Source organism: Rhodobacteraceae bacterium IMCC1335 (assembly GCA_039640495.1).
Lineage (GTDB): Bacteria > Pseudomonadota > Alphaproteobacteria > Rhodobacterales > Rhodobacteraceae > Thalassovivens.
The window spans coordinates 3,021,132-3,046,075 of sequence record CP046864.1 but is presented as its reverse complement, the minus strand read 5'-3'; the positions used below and the strand labels follow the sequence as shown (position 1 = coordinate 3,046,075).

24 protein-coding genes and 2 pseudogenes are annotated in these 24,944 nt (G+C 50.5%); 22 read left to right on the top strand and 4 right to left on the bottom strand.

What is annotated here, in order from left to right; all coding sequences use genetic code 11:
• Positions 1 to 238 precede the first annotated feature (238 nt).
• From nadN to GN241_14670, 19 genes and pseudogenes are all read left to right on the top strand, one after another.
• Positions 239 to 2,065, top strand: a complete 1,827-nt coding sequence (gene nadN / locus GN241_14760) for an NAD nucleotidase (GenBank protein ID XAT58510.1) — start codon at positions 239 to 241, stop codon at positions 2,063 to 2,065.
• Between the two features lie 120 nt (positions 2,066 to 2,185).
• Positions 2,186 to 2,389 (top strand): annotated as a pseudogene (locus tag GN241_14755) (hypothetical protein).
• Between the two features lie 495 nt (positions 2,390 to 2,884).
• On the top strand, positions 2,885 to 3,904 hold the full coding sequence (locus GN241_14750; protein XAT58509.1) for a phosphonate ABC transporter substrate-binding protein: 1,020 nt from the start codon (positions 2,885 to 2,887) through the stop codon (positions 3,902 to 3,904).
• Between the two features lie 149 nt (positions 3,905 to 4,053).
• Positions 4,054 to 5,052: an ArsJ-associated glyceraldehyde-3-phosphate dehydrogenase gene (locus tag GN241_14745; GenBank protein ID XAT59304.1), complete on the top strand. Its 999-nt coding sequence runs from the start codon at positions 4,054 to 4,056 to the stop codon at positions 5,050 to 5,052.
• A complete protein-coding gene (gene arsJ, locus GN241_14740; protein ID XAT58508.1) occupies positions 5,049 to 6,317 on the top strand; it encodes an organoarsenical effux MFS transporter ArsJ in 1,269 nt (422 codons plus the stop codon). Before GN241_14745 ends, arsJ begins: the two co-directional genes overlap by 4 nt.
• A gap of 314 nt (positions 6,318 to 6,631) precedes the next feature.
• Positions 6,632 to 8,296, top strand: a complete 1,665-nt coding sequence (locus tag GN241_14735) for a hypothetical protein (protein ID XAT58507.1) — start codon at positions 6,632 to 6,634, stop codon at positions 8,294 to 8,296.
• A 613-nt stretch (positions 8,297 to 8,909) separates the two neighbouring features.
• Positions 8,910 to 9,140, top strand: coding sequence for a hypothetical protein (locus GN241_14730; protein ID XAT58506.1), 231 nt, complete (start codon positions 8,910 to 8,912; stop codon positions 9,138 to 9,140).
• A gap of 1 nt (position 9,141) precedes the next feature.
• The gene (locus GN241_14725) at positions 9,142 to 9,348 is read left to right on the top strand and encodes a hypothetical protein (protein XAT58505.1); all 207 of its coding nucleotides are present in this window, start codon (positions 9,142 to 9,144) and stop codon (positions 9,346 to 9,348) included.
• 106 nt (positions 9,349 to 9,454) lie between these two features.
• The gene (locus GN241_14720; GenBank protein ID XAT58504.1) at positions 9,455 to 10,711 is read left to right on the top strand and encodes a tyrosine-type recombinase/integrase; all 1,257 of its coding nucleotides are present in this window, start codon (positions 9,455 to 9,457) and stop codon (positions 10,709 to 10,711) included.
• Positions 10,712 to 11,226: 515 nt separating this feature from the next.
• Positions 11,227 to 12,588 carry an extracellular solute-binding protein gene (locus tag GN241_14715; protein XAT58503.1) on the top strand — a complete coding sequence of 454 codons (1,362 nt, stop codon included), beginning with the start codon at positions 11,227 to 11,229 and terminating at the stop codon, positions 12,586 to 12,588.
• Between the two features lie 71 nt (positions 12,589 to 12,659).
• A complete protein-coding gene (locus tag GN241_14710; protein ID XAT58502.1) occupies positions 12,660 to 13,598 on the top strand; it encodes an ABC transporter permease subunit in 939 nt (312 codons plus the stop codon).
• On the top strand, positions 13,598 to 14,632 hold the full coding sequence (locus tag GN241_14705) for an ABC transporter permease subunit (GenBank protein ID XAT58501.1): 1,035 nt from the start codon (positions 13,598 to 13,600) through the stop codon (positions 14,630 to 14,632). Before GN241_14710 ends, GN241_14705 begins: the two co-directional genes overlap by 1 nt.
• Positions 14,632 to 15,666: an ATP-binding cassette domain-containing protein gene (locus tag GN241_14700; GenBank protein ID XAT58500.1), complete on the top strand. Its 1,035-nt coding sequence runs from the start codon at positions 14,632 to 14,634 to the stop codon at positions 15,664 to 15,666. The genes GN241_14705 and GN241_14700 overlap by 1 nt, the downstream gene beginning before the upstream one ends.
• Positions 15,659 to 16,675, top strand: coding sequence for an endonuclease/exonuclease/phosphatase family protein (locus GN241_14695; GenBank protein ID XAT58499.1), 1,017 nt, complete (start codon positions 15,659 to 15,661; stop codon positions 16,673 to 16,675). The genes GN241_14700 and GN241_14695 overlap by 8 nt, the downstream gene beginning before the upstream one ends.
• Complete coding sequence (locus tag GN241_14690; protein ID XAT58498.1) at positions 16,672 to 17,385, top strand: glycerophosphodiester phosphodiesterase; 714 nt, start codon at positions 16,672 to 16,674, stop codon at positions 17,383 to 17,385. Before GN241_14695 ends, GN241_14690 begins: the two co-directional genes overlap by 4 nt.
• Complete coding sequence (locus tag GN241_14685; GenBank protein XAT58497.1) at positions 17,382 to 18,257, top strand: hydrolase; 876 nt, start codon at positions 17,382 to 17,384, stop codon at positions 18,255 to 18,257. Before GN241_14690 ends, GN241_14685 begins: the two co-directional genes overlap by 4 nt.
• A gap of 90 nt (positions 18,258 to 18,347) precedes the next feature.
• A pseudogene (locus tag GN241_14680) lies at positions 18,348 to 18,464 on the top strand (IS6 family transposase).
• Positions 18,465 to 18,764: 300 nt separating this feature from the next.
• Positions 18,765 to 20,060 carry a tyrosine-type recombinase/integrase gene (locus GN241_14675; GenBank protein ID XAT58496.1) on the top strand — a complete coding sequence of 432 codons (1,296 nt, stop codon included), beginning with the start codon at positions 18,765 to 18,767 and terminating at the stop codon, positions 20,058 to 20,060.
• Positions 20,061 to 20,433: 373 nt separating this feature from the next.
• Positions 20,434 to 21,018: a hypothetical protein gene (locus tag GN241_14670; GenBank protein XAT58495.1), complete on the top strand. Its 585-nt coding sequence runs from the start codon at positions 20,434 to 20,436 to the stop codon at positions 21,016 to 21,018.
• Positions 21,019 to 21,330: 312 nt separating this feature from the next.
• Here GN241_14670 and GN241_14665 read toward each other — a convergent pair whose 3' ends face one another.
• On the bottom strand, positions 21,331 to 21,756 hold the full coding sequence (locus tag GN241_14665; GenBank protein XAT58494.1) for a MerR family transcriptional regulator: 426 nt from the start codon (positions 21,754 to 21,756) through the stop codon (positions 21,331 to 21,333).
• Between the two features lie 42 nt (positions 21,757 to 21,798).
• Here GN241_14665 and GN241_14660 point away from each other — a divergent pair, with 42 nt between their 5' ends.
• From GN241_14660 to GN241_14650, 3 genes are read left to right on the top strand one after another with little or no spacing between them, the layout of a single operon-like run.
• Positions 21,799 to 22,185 carry a hypothetical protein gene (locus GN241_14660; GenBank protein XAT58493.1) on the top strand — a complete coding sequence of 129 codons (387 nt, stop codon included), beginning with the start codon at positions 21,799 to 21,801 and terminating at the stop codon, positions 22,183 to 22,185.
• Positions 22,182 to 22,391, top strand: coding sequence for a mercury resistance system transport protein MerF (merF, locus tag GN241_14655; protein XAT58492.1), 210 nt, complete (start codon positions 22,182 to 22,184; stop codon positions 22,389 to 22,391). The genes GN241_14660 and merF overlap by 4 nt, the downstream gene beginning before the upstream one ends.
• Positions 22,367 to 22,591: a hypothetical protein gene (locus tag GN241_14650; GenBank protein XAT58491.1), complete on the top strand. Its 225-nt coding sequence runs from the start codon at positions 22,367 to 22,369 to the stop codon at positions 22,589 to 22,591. Before merF ends, GN241_14650 begins: the two co-directional genes overlap by 25 nt.
• Before the next feature lie 66 nt (positions 22,592 to 22,657).
• Here the strand turns inward: GN241_14650 and GN241_14645 are convergent, their stop codons facing one another.
• Genes GN241_14645 through GN241_14635 form a run of 3 tightly spaced genes read right to left on the bottom strand, consistent with a single transcriptional unit; the run spans position 22,658 to position 24,886 of the window.
• The gene (locus GN241_14645; protein XAT58490.1) at positions 22,658 to 23,209 is read right to left on the bottom strand and encodes a DUF1295 domain-containing protein; all 552 of its coding nucleotides are present in this window, start codon (positions 23,207 to 23,209) and stop codon (positions 22,658 to 22,660) included.
• Positions 23,209 to 24,126, bottom strand: coding sequence for a cation diffusion facilitator family transporter (locus GN241_14640; GenBank protein XAT58489.1), 918 nt, complete (start codon positions 24,124 to 24,126; stop codon positions 23,209 to 23,211). Before GN241_14640 ends, GN241_14645 begins: the two co-directional genes overlap by 1 nt.
• Entirely contained in the window at positions 24,116 to 24,886 is a 771-nt protein-coding gene (locus tag GN241_14635; GenBank protein ID XAT58488.1) for a transglutaminase, read from the bottom strand. Before GN241_14635 ends, GN241_14640 begins: the two co-directional genes overlap by 11 nt.
• Between the last annotated feature and the right edge of the window lie 58 nt (positions 24,887 to 24,944).

Below are 24,944 nucleotides of genomic sequence, written 5' to 3'. Positions count from 1 at the left end.
TCGGAAAGCTATAATTCTGCGTAACTTATATTTTCGGTTGCAAAACTTACCGGCGCTATCCGAGTATAGACCGAGGGCGAACTTAGTTCTGATCGTTCAAAATTGAGCACAGCGGAATTTACCAGTTTCAAGGTGCGCGGATCATGAGCCAAGTGCCTACTCAAATAAATTCCCAAAATGCTTGAGGAAGCGGGTACAATGAATTCCTATTTTTAGGGACATAAACTGGAGAAAATCTATGAAAAGCGATTTATCTGAAAGATTACGTAAACTACGCAAAGCCTTTGCGTTCACCGGCGCAGCTGCACTAATTTTGGGAGCGGGGCTCTCACATGCTGGAGATCTGACAATTCTTCATATCAACGACCACCATTCTCATTTAAAACCAGACAGTCGAATGAGCCTCAATTTAGACGGAAAATCTACAAGAGTACGCTCTGGTGGTATGCCAGCGGTTGTAGCTAAAATGAAGGAACTCGAAGCATCTAAAGCTAACGTTCTCAAACTTCATGCTGGTGATGCCGTTTCAGGATCACTTTTTTTTACTCTATTTAAAGGCGAAGCAGATGCCGCTCTTATGAATGAAGTATGCTTTGATGCATTTGCTCTTGGAAATCATGAATTTAATGAGGGCGATGCCGGATTAGCAAAATTCCTAGATTTCTTGAACGCTGGCGAATGCAATACACCAGTACTCGCCGCTAATGTTAAACCAGAGGTGGGCGTGTCAGCACTTACTCCAAAAAGTGAAACCGATTATATTCAACCTTACACGGTGATTGATGTAGCAGGAACGAAGGTAGGCATTATTGGCATCGACATCGTTCGAAAAACCATAATGTCTTCGAGCCCGGATGATACAACTAGGTTTCTAGATGAAGCTGAAACATCCCAAAAAATGGTAAACGAATTAAAAGAAGCTGGCGTAAATCGCATCGTAATAATGGCGCATTATGGATATAAAAATGAGCTTGAACTAGCAGCGAAAATTGATGGTGTTGATGTAATTATCGGTGGCGACTCACACACTCTCTTGGGTGATTTTGAAGAAATTGGACTCAATTCTGCTGGTCCATATCCCACAGTGGTTGAAGGTGTTGGCGGTAATTTAGTTTGCGTTGCCACTGCTTGGCAATACAGTCAAATTGTTGGGGAGTTAAATATTTCTTTCAACGATGCTGGTGACGTGGAATCTTGTTCAGGTCTGCCGCACGTAATGGTCGCAGATAGCTTCAAGAGAAAAAACGATGAAGGCGACCGGGTTGAAATCGAAGGCGCAGATCGTGATGCAGTATATGCGCAGATCAATGCCGACCCAAAGCTTTCCATTGTTGAGGAAGACGCACAAGCTGCTTCTGTTTTAGCCTCCTTTAACGAGAAGGTTGAGGAAATGCAGGCAATAAAGGTTGGTGTAGTTACGGAAAACCTCTGTCTAGCCAGAATTCCTGGCGATACGCGGTCAAAATTATGCTCCCCAGAGGATACTGCAAGTAAAGGTTCTGATATCTCGATGCTTGTGGCACATGCTTTTCGTGAAATGGCAAAAGCGAGCGATATTGCGATCCAGAACGGCGGTGGCGTTCGTACCGATATTGCAAAAGGCGATCTGACAATGGGTGATGCTTACAAATTGTTACCTTTTGCAAATACATTGGTCGAAATGGATATGACCGGTGCAGAAATCAAAAGTGTGCTGGAAGAAGCGCTTGACTATGCCTTACAGCCGGACGGTTCCACAGGTGCATATCCATATGCCGCAGGCTTGCGTTGGCATGTTGACGCTGCAAAACCAACAGGCCAGCGTCTCAGTAAAATGGAGTTCAAAGGACGAAATGACAGTTCTTGGAGCCCACTGGACAGTACAGCGACTTACAAGCTGGTAACTAACAACTATATCGCTGCAGGCCGTGATGGGTATCTCACCTTTAAAACTGTTAAAAATGATGGCCGATATTTGGATACGTATTTAGACTATGCGCAGTCATTTGTAGACTACGTTCGTGAGCGTGGAAGTGTTGGTAAGTTGCCAGAATCTGAGTATTCGACACAAACAATTTCAAAATAGATAATGAAAGTGCTTGGAGGCGCGTGATAAGCGCCTCCTCAATTTCTGTTCGTCCATTAAAGAAAAACCTGCTAACCAAAAGGCAGCGGTCACCGCCATCAGGACGATCATATCAATAGCATGAACTTCCTAGTCAATGAGATTGTCTCCTTCATCTCGCAGTTCATGAGCCTTCAGCCGGGCGACATCATCTCGACCCGCAGGTCTCCGGGCGTCGGGTTGGGGCAGAAACCGAAACCGATCTAGCTGAATGCCGGGCAAACGATTCGGCTGAGCATTGAAGGGCTCGGAAAACAGGAACAATCGACGGCTTCTCATATCTAAGCATCAATAGCAGCTGGAAGCGAGCGTTGTGAGGCCGAAATGACAAATACGCGCCGCGTAAACCTCGAAGGAAAAACTAAATGACGTCGATCAAATCAGTCAGAGCACGGGTCTGTCGCTGGAAAGGGCAAACGGTTCCATTACCGGGCAACTTCTGCACGAATGCGGGACCGCTTTTTGGGCTATTCATGTTTTGATGACTTTTAATCAACTATAATTAAATGATATTTTAGAAAAGAATGGTTGTGCCCTCTGGGCACCAAGTTATCAAAGCTTTATTGGAATTTTTTGGCGTCATAAGCTTTATAAAACCTACAATAAAATTACTAACCTGATCACAATAGGATTATCGCAAAATCAAGTAGTTTTGCTTTGAGCAAAAGTTCATCAAATTTTTACAAAACTGTCATTTCAATTTTACAAACCTTTATTAGCCAGCGGGTATTCGAGCAATCGGCTCGCGTCTGTTTAAAAGTCTATAACAAGGAATGATTTATGACCTTTTTAAAAATAGCAGTCTCGACATTAACTGCAGTGTCATTATCAGCGAGTTTTGCTTTTGCTCGCGATAACGTACATGCGGCAGGTTCATCAACGGTGCTACCTTACGCCGCAATCGTCGCTGAAGCTTTTGGAGAAAATTTTGATTTTCCTACACCGCTGATCGAGTCTGGTGGTTCTGGAGCGGGTCGCAAAAAAATGTGCGAAGGGGTTGGCGCTAACACAACAGATATTGCAAACTCATCCAGCCGGATAAAGCAGAGTGACATAGATAATTGTGCATCGAATGGTGTGACCGATATTATGGAAGTGCGTATTGGGTACGATGGCATAGTATTCGCAAGCCGGTTGGAAACCAAAGGTTTTGAAAACCTAACACCGATGCACATTTATTTGGCGGCAAGTGACAAATCTAATGCATCTAATTGGCAAGCCATAGATCCTGCTATGCCAGACCGTGAAATCATGTTGTTTATCCCAGGAACAAAGCATGGAACTCGTGAAGTATTTGAGACAAAAGTAATGTTGGCAGGCTGTAAGAAGGCCGGTTCTTATGATTTGTTCTTCAAACAGAATGGCGGAGATAAAAAGAAGGCCGAGAAAGAGTGCTTCAAAGTTCGCACCGACGGTCGTTCTGTAGATATTGACGGCGACTATACCGAGACTTTGGCACGTTTGGCATCAAATCCAAACGGCATTGGTGTTTTCGGTTTAAGCTTTCTATTGAATAATACTGACACGATATATGCAGCAAAGATAAATGGAATTGAAGCTTCTACGGAGACCATTGCAAGTGGTGTCTATCCAGTGTCTCGCCCTCTGTATTTTTACGTCAAAATGCAACATTTGGGAGTGATCCCAGGATTGCAGGAATATGTTGATTTCTTCGTCAGCGATGAAATTGCAGGTCCAGACGGCCCACTGTCTGAATACGGCTTGGTTTCCGATCCTGAATTGGCGGCTACTCAATCCATGGTTGCAAACGGTGGAACTAAAATGGGTCCGTTGAATTAATCGAAACAAGATTTCTGAAGTGAGCGCGCTGTACAGAGTGCGCTCTTTTCATTTGTTCTAAACTGAATATTACTTTCTAGGTCCAATTCGGGACCCAAAAGCCGGTATTATAGCTGATGAAGCTCAACGTTGATAAAAAAGTTAAGCCGATGCTACGTGTAGCGATCAACGGCCTTGGTCGTATCGGAAAGCTTGCTCTGAAGCCATTGCTAGAACGCGGTGTAAAGATCGCGTGGATCAATGATGCTGTCGGCGACCCAGAGATGCACGCACATCTGCTCGAGTTTGATACGGTTCATGGCCGATGGACAGCAGATTTTTCATACGATGCTGATAGCCTCACAATCGATGGTACGCGCGTTCCGTTCATTGGGACGTGGGACATATCGGAGCTGCCTCTGGACGGTATCGATGTGGTTATCGACTGTACTGGGGTCTTTAAGACAGAGGCTAAGATCGCGCCCTACTTTGATGCCGGGGTAAAGAAGGTTGTGGTGTCAGCGCCGGTTAAGGACGTTAATGCCGCGAACATCGTTTATGGTGTCAATGAAGGCATCTATGACCCAGACCACCACCGCATTGTTACTGCAGCCAGTTGTACGACTAATTGTCTTGCTCCTTTGGTGAAAGTGATCCATGAGAACCTGACCATCAAACACGGGTCGATCACGACGATCCATGATGTAACGAACACCCAAACGATTGTAGACCGGCCTGCTAAAGACTTGCGCCGAGCCCGATCTGCGCTGAACTCTCTGATCCCGACCACCACAGGCAGTGCCACGGCGATCACACTGATCTACCCGGAACTGACAGGTCGCTTGAATGGGCATGCCGTACGGGTCCCCCTGCTTAACGCTTCTTTGACGGACTGCGTGTTCGAAGTAGAGCGCGCAACGACAGCGCAAGAGGTCAACGGCCTGTTCAAGGCCGCAGCAGAGGGACCTTTGCAGGGCATTCTGGGCTACGAGGAACGACCTCTCGTATCGACCGATTACACTAACGACACACGCTCCTGCATCGTGGATGCGCTATCGACCATGGTCATCAATGGTACGCAGGTGAAGATTTATGCGTGGTACGACAACGAGATGGGCTATGCCTACCGTCTGGTTGATGTGGCCTGTATGGTTGGGGACAGTCTGTGAGAGACACTTCCACGTGGCCCAAGGGCCTACCTGCCTATATCGCGGTCACGGTGGCCTATTGGGCTTTCATGCTGACCGACGGTGCCTTGCGGATGCTGGTGCTGCTGCACTTTCACACGCTTGGGTTTTCGCCCGTGCAACTGGCCTACCTGTTCGTGCTTTACGAAATAGCAGGCATGGTCACTAACCTTTGTGCAGGATGGATTGCTGCAAGGTTCGGGCTCACATCGACACTTTATGCAGGGCTTGGCTTGCAGGTTTTGGCGTTGTTGGCCATGGCGCAACTTGATCCTACATGGGTAGTCGGCGCGTCGGTTGTTTACGTAATGCTGGTCCAAGGCGCAAGCGGTATGGCAAAGGACCTTGCCAAGATGTCATCCAAGTCCGCCGTCAAACTGCTTGCACCGTCAGGTGAGGGAGGGCTGTTCCGCTGGGTCGCCATCCTTACCGGTTCAAAAAACATGGTGAAGGGGTTGGGCTTTCTTCTCGGGGCTTCATTGCTGGCCACGCTAGGCTTTGTCTGGTCGATGCTTGGGATGGCCGCTATTCTGGTTGTAATTTTGCTCGCTGTCCTGATTGCCATGCCCGCCGGTCTGCCTAAGGGCCGCAAGGGCGTGAAGTTTTCTGAAGTATTTTCAAATTCAGCTAACGTGAATTGGCTGAGTGCCGCTCGGGTGTTCCTGTTCGGCGCGCGCGACGTCTGGTTTGTTGTTGGTATTCCGATCTATTTTTATGCGGTCCTTTCGGACGGTACAACCGTGGGAAATCGCACGGCCTTCTTTCTGATCGGCACGTTCATGGCACTTTGGGTGATCCTCTATGGCTTGATACAGGCCAACGCCCCGCGCATTTTGCGCGCAAAGACGCGGTCCATAGATGAGCTGATAAAAGTCGCACGCGATTGGGCGTGGAGACTCGCCGCAGTTCCGGCCATTCTAACAGGCGTTGCGATCATCGCGGGCGAGCCGCAGCTTTGGTTGACGATCAGCCTCCTGGCAGGGCTCTTGATCTTCGGCATTGTTTTCGCGGTGAACTCATCACTTCACTCCTACCTCATTTTGTCTTTCACCAAGGCAGAGCGGGTCACGATGGATGTAGGCTTCTATTACATGGCCAATGCGGCGGGCCGTCTGGCAGGAACGTTATTATCCGGCCTTACCTATCAGATTGGTGGGCTTCCCTTGATGCTTGGCGTAGCGGCGTTCATGGTTGCACTTTCGGCAATTATGGTTGGGCTTCTGAAGCCAGAGCGTTCGCAGCCATAATGATTGTGGCTATCAGTCCAAGATAGATAACCGGCGAACGATTATTTGGGAAGCTGGCATTAATGACGCCGCGGCATTGGTCAATGTGGGCTCCTAGCAGCCATTCGCCGCAATCCGATTAAATGTCTGCTTTGCGTATAGCGTGCCAAGTGCCCTGTAAATCTTGATGCAGGACCCCAAACAGCCTCCCCCCTTTCTTCGGTGGAGGTTTTTTAAGCTTTGCGTCAGTTGAAAAAGGTGGACTTGATGAAGGCGATGTCCTGATGCATCATTCAAAGTGATACTTTAGAGCTTATAGGACTAAAGGGCTGTGAATGGGTGAAAAAGAGAAAACTAACTTCAGCCTGACTGGAATAGAAGATGATCTCATTAAGGCGGCGGTACAGGAAACAATTGGCCGAGAGCATACCGAAGAAGAGCTGGAACTGCTTGGATTAGAAGTGGCTGAAAATAGTCCTGAATTTGCAATTTTAGAACAACGTCAAAAGCAAGGTCTGTGGAACTACCCCTTTGATGGCAGTGAGGTATTTTCGCCGCTCGATGAGAATGGTGATGAAATTATCCCAACTGATATAGAGATCTTAAGGTTTGTCGCTGCAAAGTTTGTAAAGCGCGAAATGAATTTTTTCGAGATTACGAAACTTGAAAAGCCAATAACAAAATTCGATCTGCAGCCCATAGTTTTTACGTTAATCCGTTCGACTTTCCCAAAATATGAATTACCCAAAGAAAAACTAAAATCGCTTATGGATGCGCTAACAAGTAATCCCACGGCTGAGCCAGGTTTAAGCATTCCTGTTTGGAATGGGAAAACAATGACAGAGCCCGGAAATACAGAGAGCTTAATCTTTGATAATGGACAATTTACAATCAATCTTTGGCAAGAGCCGAGCTATCGGAAACTAACCCCTAGAGATAATTCGCTAGGAGTTTTTGAAGAATTTCTAACATTCATTTTTAAAAATCCTGCAGAAAAAGAAGTCTTTCTGGACTGGCTGTCGTGGTGCTTACAAAATGAAACTGACAAGCCCTCTTGGGCAATATTTCTATTTTCTGAGAAACATGGCACCGGAAAATCTACACTTGCTTCGGTCGTTAAAAAGCTTTTTGGCGAAGAGAATGCTTCTGAACAGCAAGGCATCAAGCCGATTATAAGCCGCTTCAATAAGTCCATTTTGCATAAAAAGCTCATCTATGCCGAAGAAGTAAAAGTTGCCCAAAATTCTGATGACGGAAATAAACTCAAGACCTTAATTTCTGAACGTCAAACTATGGCGGAAAGTAAAGGAAAAGACATTGAGCCTGTAGATCATAGGTGCTGCTTTATTCTTACGACCAACCACAAACCAATATGGTTAGAGTCCGGTGATAGACGGTTTTATATTATCCATGTCGATCATGAAGGCTTTGCGGCTGGGGGAGCCAAGTACGAAGAATTCGTAGCTCTAGTGCAAAGAGTAAAGCAGACATATGACAGACCGATTGATCTTGCATCGCTCTATGGTGCTTTAAAAGAACGTAAACAGTCGGCCATCTTCGATCCTTATTCTTTAAATGTGAATAAAGTGGCAACGGATATCATGAAGGAGATAAATGCGCTTTCACCTGATATTGTCGAAGAGATGCTTGAGGAATTTCTTCGAGAGCATGGCATTCTTTTTGTACCGGTGAGGTATGCCAATAAGGTTGTAGAGTTTTTTGCGCATAGAAATCCGAATGCATCAAAATATAGCTTTGATCGTTTAGGTTGGAAAAAGAAGAAGTTTGCTTGGGGCGGCAAGGGCCCAGCTTGGGCTTTCTATGACCCCCAATCTAACCCAGAGAAAGGACGGCTGCAGACAAAAAACTTTGTGGAGACAATAGAAAATCATCTTAACCGGACCTTGGGCCCAGCATTAAACGAAATTGGGTTTGGAATTAATTTTGAAATGATGGAACGCAAAGCTCCCAAAACACAAGAGAATGATGCTCCCTTCTAATAACAGTTCCTTAGAGCTTTGGTTAAGTGGGCTGGAGCTGCGACAACAAAGGTTTGAAAGAGATGCGTTGTTTTTACTTACTGCTAGTGAACGCCGCTGCTGGTGGGCAGAAATTATAGAAAACCCGGATAATGCAAACAGAATAATGCGAAACGCTTTGAGTACTGAAGACAATAGAGGCCCAGGGTGTGTCGAAGTGGGAACGCCCAGCGTCCGCAGAGTGAGCATAAAAAAACAGCAGATCTACTTATATCAGCTGGTCTACTGGGTCGGTAATGCAATCGTCCCAAGTGCAGACGATGTCGTGCGCCACATGTGTCACAACCGCCGCTGCATCAACCCAATGCACCTAGAACATGGCACGCAAGGGCAAAACATACACGACACGCGCGAACGCGTCTAAAGAAGTCAAACCTTCAGTAAGTGAAAGTAGGTTGGAAAGTTGGATAGTTTGTATCTAAGGTGTTGTTTTAGATTGTAGAAGTGCTTTCCAAAAAAGAAATATCTTTGGAAATATCTTTGGAAATGTATTGGAAAGCTTGTTCCTTATGCCCCCCTAAAACTGAGCATTTTTGAGCATCTATGATGGTAACAAGAAAAGGAGATTACCATCATGCTTACCTTATTCATGCTGCTCGCTGCTGCGGGCGGTATCCTTCGGCTTGCCCTGGCTTGGCTGTTAAAGCAGCGCTGGGGAGTGTCTATTGGTGTGCCTCAAGCTCTAGCCGGTGCCCTTGTGGTGCTGGCAGGACTGCCTGAGTTCATTAAGCCCATTCCCTTTCCAGTACCTCTGGGCCTGACCATTGGCCTGCTGCTTCCAGACCTTCTACTGAGAAGAGGCTAATATGGGGCAGCTGGATCTACGCCCAGGATGCATCGTTCTGATAGCAGGCTTTGATGACATCCCAGAGCATGAATTCCGCATAGAAGAAATCTATGAGGAGTTCGTTACAGGAGTGGCTCTCTCTGGTCCCTTTGCAGGGGAATACGGAGAACCAGACATTGAGATGATTGTGAAACTCATCTCTCAAGGAACAACAGCACAGAGATAAGCTGATTGCTTCAGGGAAGGGCTTAAACCCAGCCCCTCGTTGTTCTTACTCACAAAATCCCACCTCAATATCAAAACCGGGGCAATTGCCCCAGTAAGGAGACGTCATGTCTGCAGACATAAAATACGCCTATAAACGGCATAACACCTGGGTCTATCGCAGAACCTATCCCAAGGCGCTGCAACCCATCCTTGGCTCAAGCCTTAAGCAATCCCTGAGAACAGCAGATGCCAAACAGGCAAAAGCCCGCGTGGCTGAGCTCAATCAAACATTCACAAACCTAGTAAAGGAGGCACAGGCCCATGCTGATGCTGCAACAGATAAACCCAACCCTGAAACTCCTAAGCTTGCTGTGGCGCGTCCTCGATATCAGCGCACAAGGCTTCTGGGTGAGCAGCCTGTTCATGGGTTAGCCAAGAGATATCTAAAAGAACTATCTCAAACGCTTAGACCCGGAACTACAAAGTCCATTCGCTATGCGCTGGAGCTTCTAAGTTCTTATGTGGGCAAGAAGCAAAAGATAGGAGAGCTTAGCGCTGATACAGGAAGAGATATCCTTAAGCTAATATCCAAGCTCTCTCCCAATGTCAGGAAATACGCAGAGGCTAAGGAGGCTAGCCTTACAAAGCTGGCAGAGCTCTCACAAACATTTGAGGCCATATCCCTGACACCACAAACGCAGGGCCGTATCTTCAAGCAAATGCAGCGCTTCCTTGACTGGTGCGTGAGAGAAGGAGAGCTCAGCAACAACCCTTGGTCAACTCTCAGCATAAGAGCAAAGCCAGAGGTATCCCCTCATGGCGTTTTAACAGATGCGCAAGTCTCAATTCTACTCAAAGCCAAGGACAGGGTGCTTCACAGCGCCCTTCTCTTTGGCCTCCTGACTGGCATGCGCTCAGGGGAGATCTGCGGGCTTATGGCAGAGGACATTACAGCCAAGGGCAACTTGGGACGGTTTATCAAAATAAGGCCAAACGCTATTCGGCAGCTCAAGTCAAAAGCAGCTGAACGGGAAGTCCCACTTCATCAAATCCTAGAGCAGCTTCTGGATACATCCCTGCCAAAGCATGGGCGGCTATTTCCCTATCTAACAATTGATGCTGTGGTAAAGCGCTATGCCAAGCTAAGGAGGCTATACCCTGACCTCCAAGGCAGCGTATTCCACTCCACCCGCAAGTGGTTCATCACCCAATGCGAGCGCACAGGCACCCCTGAGCACTTCACCGCCTCCCTTGTGGGACATCACTCTGCACGCTCAGCCAATAAGCTGACCTACGGGCTATACTCTGCGGGCATCAGTGATGCTCAGAAGCGGGAGATCGTGGATGGGGTGAGGCTGCCGGACTGGGACGGTACATCATGAGTCCAACCACTATAGCAGAACCTGCTCTCATCCCTGACATCGAAGCATTCGAAGAACGAGTGGCCATCCACATCTATGAGGGCGGCATCCCAACCGAGGAGGCCAAGGACATGGCAGCGCAGATCCAGGGCTTCCGCAGTCAGGCACACTACTGGGCGTGGCTCAGGGTCTATGTCGACAGGAAGAGGTTAGGGTAGGCCCCCGACCAAAACCAAGCCAGCCTCCCAGAGCGGGGGGCTGGGTATGCTTTTTTTTTGTGAAGAAGGTGGGGGTAGGTTTAGTGTGGCAGGTACTCAAAACATCCATATTTCAAAGAAGATGAACTTCAATCCCGAGTAAATTCTTCAGCGCATCTTCGTCCGAATACCGTTTCCGTGCCATTCTTAAGCCCTTCTAGTTCTCATACTTTGGTGTTTTTTTAACGGGGCTAGGACAGCCTTTTTACAATTTCGTCATTTTTTCTTTGTTTGAACGTCACAATCAACTGATTTGAATGTGACATTGGAATGTAAAACTTGGAGATGAAAATGACTATCAAATCTTTTTCAACGGCAGTGTTTTTTGCTGCCGCGAGCGCACTAGCAGCGCCATCGTTTGCTGATACTATCACTCTGGATCTGTGGTCACGTGCTGATCGATCAGGACCTCTAAGAGCTGGGAACATCGTAACCTCGGCTGAACAACTGAACCGCATGTTCGAAGCGGCAGGCTCAGACACTCGCGTTGAGATAAACTTGGTTGAAACCAACAACAAGGGCTTTGATGCCGATGCACTCGCTCTGCTAAAAGCGCATTCTATTGGCGAAACGCCTGACATCGCTGTTGCGGCGCATGAGTGGATCGGCTCTTTTGTTGAGGCTGGTTTAGCCGCAAATCTCGAAGATCACATTGCCGCCTCTCCTTGGTTCTATACCGATATGATCCCCGAGCTCTGGACCTCAGTCATGTATAAAGGTGAGCGTTTTGGTATCCCACAGGACAGTGAGATCCGTATGTTTTTTGTAAACAATGACATCTTGCGTGACGCCGGTTATGATCAAAACTTTATTGACGAGTTGCCCGGCCGCGTGGACAGAGGTGAGTTCACCATGTACGACTGGTGTGACCTTGCAGCCGACACGGTGAAAAAAGGCGCAGCCAAGATAGGTTGGGTACACCGTCCGAATGTTGGCCCAGATTTCCAGATGGCCATGGCCTCCTTCGGTATCGAAATATATAACGCTGAAGAAGCCAAGCTTCAGATTACAAAGTCTGGCCTTACTAAGTACTATGGATGGCTAAAGTACTGTGTCGACAACGGTTCGCTGCCTGCCGACATGACTACGTTCAGCTGGGATAGCACCCACGCTGCTTTCCGCGGTGGCGACGCTCTCGGCAAATTCCACGGCATCTGGAACGTTGGCGCACAGATGGAAGCGTTTGGCCTGACTGGTTCCAAGGACTACTTTGATAAGTTGACATGGATCCACTCTCCAGCAGCGGAAAAGGGTGGTGAGCCCAAAAACCTGAGCCACCCGATCGTCTACATCGTAGGTGAGACCGAGAACAAGGATTTAGCTGCCCTGCTGGTTGCAATGGCCTCCATGCCAGTTCCTAACACCGCCCACGCCGTTGGCACCAACCACACGCCGATCACCTACGGTCAGGTCTCTATGCCCGAGTTCCAAGAAAAAGGTTGGGCGCTGGTCGCCGGTACACCGCTGTTAGCTCGGGCCGAGTTCATGCCGAACCATGCCAAAATTGGCCAGTATAACGCCATCACTTACACCGGCGTTCAAGCGGTCGAGACCGGCGAAATGACCCCAGAAGAGGCGGTCGATATGGTACTCGAAGAACTCGAAATCGAGCTTGGCGATGACGTGATCATCCTCGACTAAACCTAAAGCATATCGAGCACGCGCCTCAAAATACACCCAAGCGCGTGCTCCCCTTTTAAGGACAAGGCCTCATGAAAGCCACCCGTCAGCGATTTGATGCCGTTCTCTTCCTCGGCCCTGCCGTCGTACTGATGCTTGCATTTTTCGTTGCCCCTATTGTTGTGAACATCTTAGTAGCCTTTTCGGACATGAATCAGACGGTGCGCTTTGAAGAGTTCCCAACTACTAAGCAATTCAACAAGCTCGGCAAGCTGGATCCAGAAGCCTTTTTGGGCATTGAGCTTCGTGGATCCTTTTACCGCGCTCTTGCGCTTACTGCGAGTTTCGTGCTGCTGACTTTGTTTATCTTCAATGTCAGTTTTGCCCTAATCCTCGCAGTGACCACAACCGCTGTGCCGGAGCGCATGGGGGCAGTATTCCGGGCGATCTGGCTTCTGCCACGTATGTCGCCTTCGGTGGTTTATGCGCTGCTGTGGCTTTGGGTGGTGGATAGCGCCGAGAGGGGCCTTCTCAATCAAGTATGGCTTCTGTTTGCATCAGAGCCACTGAACCTTCGGCTCGATCACCCCATGGCGGTGATCGTCGTCGCAAATGGGCTGATCGGTGCCAGCCTTGGAATGATAATCTTCACCTCGGCCATCCGGTCAATCCCCGAACATCTGTTCAACGCTGCCCGCGTCGATGGAGCCGGGCCGTTGTCTATAGTGCGCCATGTGATCTTGCCCGCCCTGCGCTGGCCGATAAGCTATATAACCATCTATCAAGCGCTTGCTTTGCTAGTGTCTTTTGAATACATATTCTTGATCATGGGTCCTGCGCGGTCGACCATGACAATGGCCATGCTTAGCTACACCAAGACATTGGCCCCAGGCATCGGGGGCGGGCAATATGCCTATGGCGCATCCATTGCGCTGATCCTGATTGTTGTCGGCATCGCAGTCGCTCTGTTAATGTGGCGGCTAATTAATATGAAATCGCTGCTACAGCGCCCCCGGATTGAGGTGAACTGATGGTTGATTGGGTGAAACTGGCCCAACGCTCACGTCTTGGGCGAAGGCTGCGTCTTGGCGCTTTATCGTTGTTTCTTGCGGCCGTCTCTATTCCCATCGCAGTGCCCTATATCTGGATGGTGATGATTGCCTTCACCGCGCGGCGCGGTATGGCAGAAACAGGAACACTCTGGCCTGCGCTTGTGGTGATTCTTGTCGGTCTTGGCATCTATGGCGTGGCGATGCTCTGGTTGCGGCGTGAACGGCTAGCAATTGTCATGGGCGTTTTGACCGCCTTTCTGCTGGGTCAGATCCTGTTGGGTCAGGACCTACACCTACAAAATTTTCGCTTCATGGTTAACGCCAATATCATTGATGATCTCGACGGTCAGGGCACAGTGGGTGAGCGATACCCATGGGTCTGGGAGGCCTTTGCCAATTCTCTTCTTCTGGCTAGCACTCAGACGGTGATTGTAGTAACCGTCTCGACCTTGGCAGCCTACTACCTCAGCCGGTACAGCTTTCGCGGCCGCAACACCTTTCTGCAATCACTGCTAGTGTTGCAGGCTTTTCCGGCAATTACGTTAGTGATCCCAATCTTCCTGATCGTTTTCTGGGTGGGCCTACTGAACACACTCTACGCGCCAATCCTTGTACTGACCGCGCTAGAGTTACCCTTCTTCATATTTATCATGAAGGGCTTTTTTGACGCTGTGCCCTGGGACATCGAAATGTCGGCGATGACCGATGGAGCATCACGACGCGAAGCTTTCTGGATGGTAGTCCTGCCGCAGGTCCGCGTGGGCATGATCGCCATCGGAGTCTTTGCCTTTATCAAGGGCTGGGAGGAATACGTCTTTGTCAACGGGCTGCGTACCGGGGAAAGTTACTGGGTGATGTCCACTTATCTTTACTACGTCCGAGAGGACGTTATGGGCGTGGATTATGGCATGGTAGCCGCCGTGGCGGTGCTATACGTGTTGCCGGCACTGATCTTATACCTCTTTTGTCAAAAATACCTCACGCAAATGACGCTTGGAGGGGTCAAAGGCTGATGGCACAGATCGAATTGAAAGCACTGCAAAAAGCATGGGATGACGCAGTCGCCGTGCAAGACATGAATTTGACAATCCAGGATGGAGAGTTCGTCGCAATCCTTGGCCCCTCTGGCTGCGGTAAGTCAACAACGCTTTTGATGCTGGCGGGACTCTACCTGCCTACGGGCGGTGACATACTATTTGACGGCACCCGTGTAAACGAAGTGGAGGCACGACATCGCAATGTAGGCATTGTCTTTCAAAGCTACGCCCTTTACCCTAATATGTCGGTTCTGCAGAACATCCTCTTCCCGACTCGGTTCCAGCAAACACCGGACGCCGAGAAACGCGCCCGCGAGATGGCCGAGATGGTGCAAATCAACCAACTTCTGGAGCGCCGCCCTTCGCAGCTGTCTGGCGGTCAGCAACAGCGTGTGGCATTAGCGCGAGCGTTGATAAAAAGGCCCAACTTGCTACTCCTAGACGAACCCCTATCTAATCTCGATGCAACCCTACGCTTGACCATGCGAGCCGAGATCCGGCGGATCACCCGGGACTTAGGTGTGACAACAATTCTTGTTACTCATGACCAGCTTGAGGCTACCACAATGGCGGACCGCGTGGTTTGCATGAACGCTGGCCGGATCGAACAGATCGGCCGTGCCGAGGATCTTTACCTACGTCCGGACACGCTGTTTGTGGCGGGCTTCATCGGCTCTCCACCAATGAACGTGATCTCTCTGCCTAATCCTCTAATTGAAGCACCAAGCATAGCCAGAACATTTGGCTTGCGTCCTGAAGCCTTGCGCCCCACTGAAACCGGCCTGCCGGCGCAAGTTACTCATTTTGAACCCATGGGGCGCGAAGTCCTGACAACAGTGCAAACTCCGCTAGGGCTCCTGCGGTTCCTAGAGGCCGGAACTCAGCCGCGCTGGCAGGTCGGCGATCGTCTGCATCTTACACATGCGAGGGATGACGCAATCCTTTTTGATGGCTCAGGCGCGCGTATCCCAAATGCAACTGCCTTGATGAACGAGCAAGGCTATGCGTGAGCCGATACGCAAGACAACCCCTTCGCTTCCCACACCCTCGCAAGGTGCTCGCAAGGAAGTGGCCTCTGGCCTGCGATCCGAGCAAACACATGCGGAGCTGCTTGCGCATTGGGAGTGTCTGAACAATGTGGAGTTGCAGCAAACTATGCCTACGGATACCCCTGCTATTGTGACTGTCGCCGCCTGGAACATCGAGCGTTGCAAGCGCGTTCCAGAAACTGCGCAGGTGCTGCGCGAGAGCGGTGCGGACATCGTAATGGCCACTGAGATGGACCTTGGCATGGCGCGCTCTGGTCAGCATCACACAACTCGTGATCTGGCTGAAGCTTTGGGGATGGGCTATGCCTTTGGCGTGGAATTCGTGGAGCTTGGCACAGGCGATCCCTACGAGACCGGGCTCTTTAAGAATATACCCAACATGCATGGGCTGCACGGCAACGCGATCCTGTCGCGATATGAAATAGAAAACGTGGCGCTCTTGCCCCTGGATGCAGGGGGCCAGTGGTTCACAGACACACCCAAAAACGACGGCCAGCTCCGCATCGGGGGTCGCATAGCCATCGCAGCGCAAATTGGCGGAGTGACCTTTGTCGCAGCACATTATGAAAGCGAAAGCGACGCGCAGGGGCGCGCCGATCAGACTTGGCGTATGCTGGATCTGATCGCTCAGGAATATGGTAATGGGCCCTGTATCATCGGCGGGGACATGAACACTGCCGCCTTTGTGGGCCAGCGTATGTCCGGGATTGAGACCCTTGAAGATCCCGCCCCAACCGAGCCATCATTTGCAGCCTTTGCCGAGGCAGGCTTTGACTGGCTAAGCTGCAACGCTCCCGGTGTCACCACTCGCTCTGCCCCAGGCAAACCTGTACACTACCCGCTTAAAAAATTGGACTGGCTGTTCGTGCGCGGGGTCACCGCCTCGGACCCAGCTATCTTGCCTGCGATCTGTGAACGAGGCTATTACCTTTCGGATCACGAGCTGATCACTGCAAAGGTCGAGTTGTGAGACCGCGCTTGGTCTGTCATCGTGGGGCCAGCTTGATCGCCCCGGAAAACACTTTCGCCGCTGCCGATGTGGCCTTGGATAGAGGTGCGCACTTGATCGAGCTGGACGTGCGCGAAAGCGCCGATGGTGTGTTATATGTTATGCACGATCAGACACTGGACCGTACGACAGATGGCACTGGCCCGATCCAACATCGCACCGCCGCTGAAATTGACGCTCTGGATGCTGGACGCTGGTTTGCTCCTGAGTTTGAAGGCCAAAGGGTGCCGCGTCTGGATGCCTATCTTGACCATCTTCGCAGTCGCAGCGCTGGGGCTTATGTGGAAATCAAGTGGTGCAATGCCGACACATGCTCAGCCATTCTGCGCGAGACGGGGATAATCGACTCCTGTTTCAGCTTTTCTTTCAAGCCCGAGATGCGCGCTGCCATGCGCAAAACCGCACCAGACCTGCGCCAGATGATAACCTTGTCGATTGCGCGTAATGTCTCGGTTGCGAAGTCACTTTACCGGGCTGATCTGATCGAGATCGAGGCCGCCGAGTGCCAGTCTTCCGTGATCGCGGCGGCGCACGCGGTGGGGTTGGAGATCATGGGCTACACCGAATCCAACGACCCTGCGATCTTCCTACGCTATGTAGAGGCCGGACTGGATTACATCAATCACGACCACCTAGACGTAGCTCTTTCCGTGCTGGAGAAACCCCTATGAAATGCGTTAGCTACAACATCCAATACGGGCTGGGTGCGGATGGCACCTATGACCTGCCTCGCATCGCTTCCGAGGTTGAGGTAGCTGATATCATCGCACTTCAGGAAGTTGACCGTTTCTGGGCGCGCAGCGGGATGGTTGACAGCCCCAGTGTGCTTTCTGACCATCTACCCCATCATCATTGGGTCTATGGGGCCAATTTGGATATGGATGCGAGCTTCCGAGATGAAGGCCGTCTGATCCACCGCCGCAAACAATTCGGTACGATGATTTTGTCACGCTGGCCAATCCTATCCTCGCGTAATTTCCCGCTGCCGAAATGGGGTGACCGCCAGCACCACTCCATCCAACAGGGTCTTCTGGAGGCGGTAATTGACACGCCGCTTGGCCCGGTCCGAGTGTATTCTGTACACATGAGTCACCTTTGCGTTGCAACGCGCCAGCCACAGATCACGCGCATCCTCGACATCCTTCGTGAAGCACCATTTGAGGGTGGTGCATGGTGCGGTGGGCATCCCAACCCTGAGTCTGGCTGGATTGAAGAGTCTGAACCCCCCATGCCCGAGGCGATAATCCTGATGGGTGACATGAACTTTGGTCCTGGCATGCCGGAATACGACCAGATTATCGGCGGTACGGCCCAAGGTTTTGGTCGCCTGACCAATCGTCGGGGCCTTCTAGATGCATGGGTGCTAGCTGGTCATGTAGAAAACGCCGGCTCCACCCATCCAAACGCGCGGTGCCGTATCGACCATTGCTTTGTCTCCACCAACCTTGCTGGGGCCGTGTCCGAAGTCTGGGTTGACGATCAGGCCAAGGGATCGGATCACTGGCCAGTATGGGTCACCTTTGCGAGGGCTTCATTAGATTAAACTGCCTTGTTTCCGACAGGCCCGACTTATAGCAATCTAGCTTTGCCAAAACAGGTTTAATTCCGCTACTTCAAAACCTTTCCGGAGACCATCCAGCTTGCGGCAATGCTGTATGTCAGATTTCCACTTTCATTAAGAAATTTAGAAGATCTTCTGCATGAAGGTGGCGTTGATGTCAGCTATGAATCTGTCCGGGCACGGGTTTGGCTTTAAGTTCGCAAGCAAGATCGAAGAGCTCTTTTGTGCGGCTAAGGACCGCTTTTGGGACCGTTTTTCCAAAAGGGTACTTAATTAAAGCATTGAAAATAAACAACCTTATTTGAGTTCGGTCGCATCCCCGGTGCGCCATTTTCTCTATTTTTTTTGAATAAATTCAATGATACCAGTGGGTTGGACCATTTTTCGGGACCGCTTTTGGGACCACTCGGTCAGATTTTGCTGTATTTCGTCAAAGCTGGACAGGCAAAGAGGGTTGATCCGCCTCACAGTTAGATTCAAAACTATGAGATGGACCCCAAGATGCCAAAACTCCCCGCCTATGTTTTTAGACGCCAGAACGGCTCGTATCGCTATAAAAGAAACGTCCCTAAAAAGCTCAGACACCTGATTGGAAAGGATACACTCTACAGGCAACTGGGGGAGAGCTACTCAGAGGCGATGAACGCCCTTCCCAAAGTGCACTTGGAAATAGAGCAGCTGTTTGCAGCAGAAGAGACGATGCCCTCCAATGAACGAGCCCTGGCGTTTATCAGAGCAGCGCTGGGCGAGGAAGTTGCGGATATGGTGGTGGCTGGTCATATCGTTGAATACAGCCAAGAGGACTATGCTCTGAATGAACTTGCAAAGACCATCAAGGGCAAACTGCCAGAGGAAGTGGTGAGGCAAGTCTATAACGGCAAGCTACAGTCGCCGCCCATGACACTGGATACAGCCTTAAGTGAATATGCAGCCTATAAAGCCGGGGAAGGTGTGAGAGATAAAGATGCTGCCCTGCGTATCAAGAAGCTGCGCAAAGACCTTAAAAGCAGCCTGGGAGAGCACAAGCTGGAAAAGGGTAGCCTGGCGGAGATTACCAGAGCAGATGCCAATGCCTTTCGGGACCACTTACTGGAGCGGATGAAGCCCAACTCGGTGCTGAGGAATGTGGCCGTTGTAAAGGCAGCCGTGAACTACGTGATAACAGAACATAGCCTTACCATTCCAAATGTGTTCAAAGGGCTGAAGATAAAAGGGGCAGGGGCCAGCGTCGAGGACAGGCATCCACTGACGGACGAGCATATCGCCATAGTAACTCCCTGCTATCAGAATGACCCGCTTGCCTGGGCACTCTTCATCACCTTGATAGATACAGGCGCAAGGCTGTCGGAGATTGTAGGACTAGAAGTCCAAGACGTGGACCTGCAGGAGCGCTCAGTAACCATACGCCCCAACAACATTAGAGGTCTCAAGACGAAGGGGTCACATAGAACACTCCCACTGAGCCAGAGAGCAGTAGAGACACTGCAGGAGCACAGGAAAGGCAAGGGGGATGGGGAGGCTATATTCCCCAAGTATGCTCGCTCTCGTGGCAATGATGCTGCCTCTGCTATGCTCATGAAGCGCCTTAGGACAGTCATAACAGACAAGAAGCTTACCATGCATTCCCTCCGCCACCGCATGAAGGACAAGCTCAGAAACACAGGCTGCCCTGAGGCTGTCTCTATGGCCATCCTAGGTCATGGTTCTAACACAGTCGCTGCGAACTATGGTTCAGGCTATGCCCTAGATATCATGCGGGAGCATATGGAAAAGGTGTGGAAGTAACGGAGCTATACCAGAGTGCTCCAGAGTGGCACGAGGAGACACCAAAAGGATTAAGCATAAGGTGGTTATCAAAAAAGGAAGTGCTTAAAGAGAGCATCAGAGAGCAGCCCTAAAGACATAGAAAAAATATCCCAAAGCTATGGAAATAAAGACAGCTCTAATAGCAGACGATAAAGAATAAATTGTAGTGTAGTTTGTTCTAAGCTGACAGGGTGTGGGAACACCCAAACCCTTATGTATTATATATTATATATTACGACTTACATATTACGTCTTACGCATTACCCCTTACAGCTTATCCTTTAACCCTGCCTTAGGAGCCTTTCCTGAGGTGTTTTTTATTTTTGTATTAAGAACAGAAAGATAATTTAGAATGACCAAGTATATTGATCCAAAGCTCTCCCATGAGATCCTAGAAACCTACCAAGGCTACAGCCTTCAGGTGTTTACCTCAGGGCGCATTAAGCTCAGCTTTCATAAAAGCCATAAAGACAGAGTAGAGTACTATGCAGTAAAGCCTAAGCGCTCCCGAGAAGCTTATAAAAGGCAGTATGATCGTAGTGCTTTAACTAAGCCAGAGCATTACCAGTTAATAGAAGAGCTACTGGCTGAACACCCCAACAGCCTCATCTACAGAGTGCATCTTAAAGGGGATATCAATGCCACTGCTGATAATGCCCATGTGCTTGTCTTAACAGAAGATAAGCATCTGCATGTGTTGCTAGATACGCTAACCCACCAATGGCAACTACCAACTCAAGTCATAAACGCCTTACTAATCGCAAGTGGTCCTAAAAAAGGACGCAGTGCTATCTTCAATGAGTACATGGCCAGCTATCAGCATGACTGGGTGGATATGACCTTCACCGAGCAGGACTATAGAGACGGGTATCGTACAGTTACAGTTAATAGATCTGTTCACCAGGTCAGTCATCAAGAAGATGACTTTACGTTCTAAACCTAAGAGGCCCTATCATCCACGTGGTAGGCTTGAGAGCCATAACGTTCAAATTCAAAACTCAGATAGCAAAGCGGACCTTCGCTGCAGCGGACCCCAATGTCTGCTATGCGGACCTAGCCGACCTTGCGTACTATTGAATCGACGGCCGGTTTCGGTGCATCGCGACCCCCGCCGATGAATTCGGTTCGAGATTGATCCGGTGTATGCATCGCGTCAAACTAGCAAAAGCAGCCGTTCGAGCAAATTTTAGCGAAATTCACCTTCAGATGATTGAGTTGCAGGACAAAGTTGCGGTTTGCGAAGCCTAAACTAGCAGCTGCTTTGCTCGTGTAGGCCATCGCCAAAGCCATCCTTCATCAAAGCGTCCAGCATTGGACAGTCTGCGGTGCCGTCATCGCAGTTCTTGGAGAGGCTCAAGAGCGCTTCTCTGAGGCGCATAAGGTTCTCAATCTTCGCGTTTATCTCACCCAAATGGTTCTCGGCCATGGTTCTCACCTCACCACAGGATCGGTCATACTGCGGAGTGAGGGATAAAAAGGTCTGTATGTTCGAGATCGGAAAACCCAGATCGCGACACCGGCGCACGAACCTGAGTTTGGCGATTTCGTCGGACGAGTATAACCGACGCCCACCAGCGGAGCGTCCGGGCTTTGGGACAATCCCCTCTCGTTCATAGTAGCGGATCGTTTCGATGTTCACGCCGCTTTGTTCCGACGCTTTGCCGATGGTGAACATTTTGCTTGCTCCTGTAGTCACTACAGGAAGTAGAAAAGCAAAATGGATTTGAATGCAAATCAACAACCGGTCGCGAACTCTGGCGTTGCTTCCAAGCTTGTGATGCCCTTCGCAGCACTTCTGGCGCTGTTGTCGGCGTCGTGCTGTGTTTTGCCTATCGGCCTTTCGATACTGGGCCTAGGTGGTTCATGGCTCACCATGCTTGGGCCATTCGTCGCTTACCGGGACTTCATTCTTGTCGGCGTCGCGATTGCACTCGTTTGGGCATGGTATCGGGTGCTTCGGCGCAGGCCATGTGCAACGCGCAGGCAGTCCACAATCGTCTGGACTACAGTCGCGTCCATCGCCTTTCTGGTCGCGCTATCTTCGCCCATGTGGGAGGCGTCTGCACAGCGTTTTATGTGGGATTTGCGGAGATCGACACAATGAAGAACAAACTATTGGCCCTAGGAGTGGGTGGCACGATCTTGGCCGCGCTCTGTTGCTTCACACCGTTACTGCCGGTCGTACTGACTGCGCTTGGTCTGACGGGCTTGCTTGGTGTCGTCTACAGCGATGCGATCTTGCTGCCGATATTGGCCGGATTTCTAATTCTGACGGGGTACGCGCTATGGCGACAGAAGAAACAAAAGTAGTGCTGCAATCTACTCTCACATGTCCAAATTGTGGACACGCTGAGACCGAGACTATGCCGACAGATGCTTGCCAGTGGTTCTATGAATGCAAATCATGTCAGACCGTCTTGAAACCGCTTGAGGGGGATTGCTGCGTCTATTGTTCTTACGCAACTGTTCCATGCCCACCGATTCAAAAAGGTAAGTCCTGCTGCCCCTAGGGGCGATTCAGGCCTCGCGCAGCTGAAGGGTCAACGAACCTCCGAAAAGCTTCTTAGCGAGGCGGCTCAGATAAAACGACGGGTTGACGCCATATACTCGTCAAAATCAGACCCGTATTGCTTCTTGAGCCACGGTTCTTCCGCGAATGGCGCAGCTACCAAAACCAAGATCGAAGCCGTTCCAACAATGAGCGTTGTTGGTGTTGCAGTAAGGATCAACCAACCTCCTACAATCGCGATATCGGCCATGTACTGAGGATTGCGAGAGTAGCGATACATGCCAGCGGTCCTCAGCGTGCCTTTCGCGCCGCCCGTTTGTGGCACCCCGAAATGCGAGACTTCAAACCAGACTACGATATTGCCGAACACAATGAGCGGTATCCCAACCCCGAAACGCAGCCAGGTGGGAAACGCCAGATCACCCCAGCCCAAGACGCCAAGCATGATCAGAATGCCAAACAACGAAAACGTTGGCACCCAGACCAGAATTGGTGTGATCGACGTGTAGCGCTTGGGTGGCCAGATACGACGCGCGGGGAAAGCGATTGACCAAAGGATCGAAGCAAGTGTCACCGCAGCAATTCCCAGACCTAAGTAAATCAAGATGACTTCTATCATTATCTGGTCTCCTCATGCCCATAGAGCTGCGCTCCATCGTGTGCATTCCCCAGATCCTCCAATTCGAGAGTGGAGTGCTGGATGCCGAACTTTTCGGCGAGGCGCGCTTTCACTGCCGCTTTGATCCTTTCGCCCGACGCGCCATCAGCCGTCACGACATGGCAATCCAATGCCGCGTCGTTCTCTTGCATCTGCCACAGATGAACGTGGTGGACATCATGGACCCCGTCGACCTCCCTGATTGCAGCAACAACGGCATCATTGTCGATGTCGGGTGGGCTACCTAGCATCAGGATGCGGATGGGTTTGCCGATTTCAGTGAAGGCGAGATAAAGTAGGTAGAGCGCGATGCCGATCGTGATCGCCGGATCGACCCACCACATGTTATAGAGCAGGATGAGCGAGCCGCCGATAATTACGGCAACAGAAGCCAACGCGTCTGACAAGTTATGCAGGAAGAGCGCCCGGATGTTCACGCTGCCCTTTTGCATGGAATAAGTCAGCAGCGCTGTAAGCGTGTCTACGGCCAGCGCCACCGATCCCAGGATCACCACGGTCCAACCGGCCACTTCGGTCGGTTCGATCATGCGCATTCCGCCCTCGTAGATGAGATAGAACCCAACGAGGATGAGGGTGGTGTAGTTGATCAAGGCAGCCACAACTTCGATCCGGCCATAGCCGAATGTCATGCGCCCGTCCGCAGGGCGTCTTGCGATTTTCCGAGCTGCAAAAGCGATCACCAAGGATGCCATGTCGGAGAAATTGTGCAGAGCATCCGCAATAAGCGCGAGGCTGCCCGACAAGATCCCGCCGACGATCTGCGCGACCGTCAGAAGTGCGTTGGCCCAGATCGCGATTGAGACACGGCGGTCCCCTGACGCGGGATCAATATGCGCGTGACCGTTATCATGAGGCATGACGCGATTCCTCGTGTTTATGATTGGGCAACGCCAAGCCAGGTATTTGCGGCACATTGCCTGATCTGATCCGGCGCACGCGGGCGTTCATCCAATGGCGGACTATATGGCGATACAATATGCCTTTTACGAAGCTAAACGACTGCTGATGAGCGGCGTAGAATTCGTCGGGCGCGTCGAAAATACCAAAGTCCTGGGCAATACCGGTTTCTTGGATGTAGGTATCGCCACCCGTCCACTCTACAGGGGGAGCCTGCAGGCAGTCGGTGCCTGCCCCGTAACCGCAGAGGCTGGGTGAATCGGTAAATGTGGATTGGAGCGCCGATAGAAACTCTGCATCCAGAATAAACCCTTCGAGGTTCGCCCAACCCGTCTCGGTCTGCACCTCAACCCATGAGTGGACGATCTCATTGGGGGCGAGGGGGTAGACGATTTCTGGCACAACACCCCGCTGCATTTCTTTGTGGATCGTGAACCCGTGAAGGCGGCACCGCACACCGACCGCGCGCAACAAAGCCATAAGTAACGTGCCCTTGGTATTGCATTGACCAAAACCGTCAGCGAGTACTTCTGCCGCCGGGATATCGTCTGCGCGGTTGTACCCAAAGGCAACTTCGTTGCGGACGAAATCGTAGACCGCGCCGATCCGGTCATGCTGAGAAAGGGCTTTCCACCCTCGGTCCTCGATCAGTTGTGCAATCGACGGGTGGTTGAAGTTCAGGATTGGGGTTGCTGCTAACAACGGATCATCAGCGCTCATTTTCATCTCCTCGAATCGCCTTTGAGATAGATGTAATTGCTACAGTGACTTTAGGTTC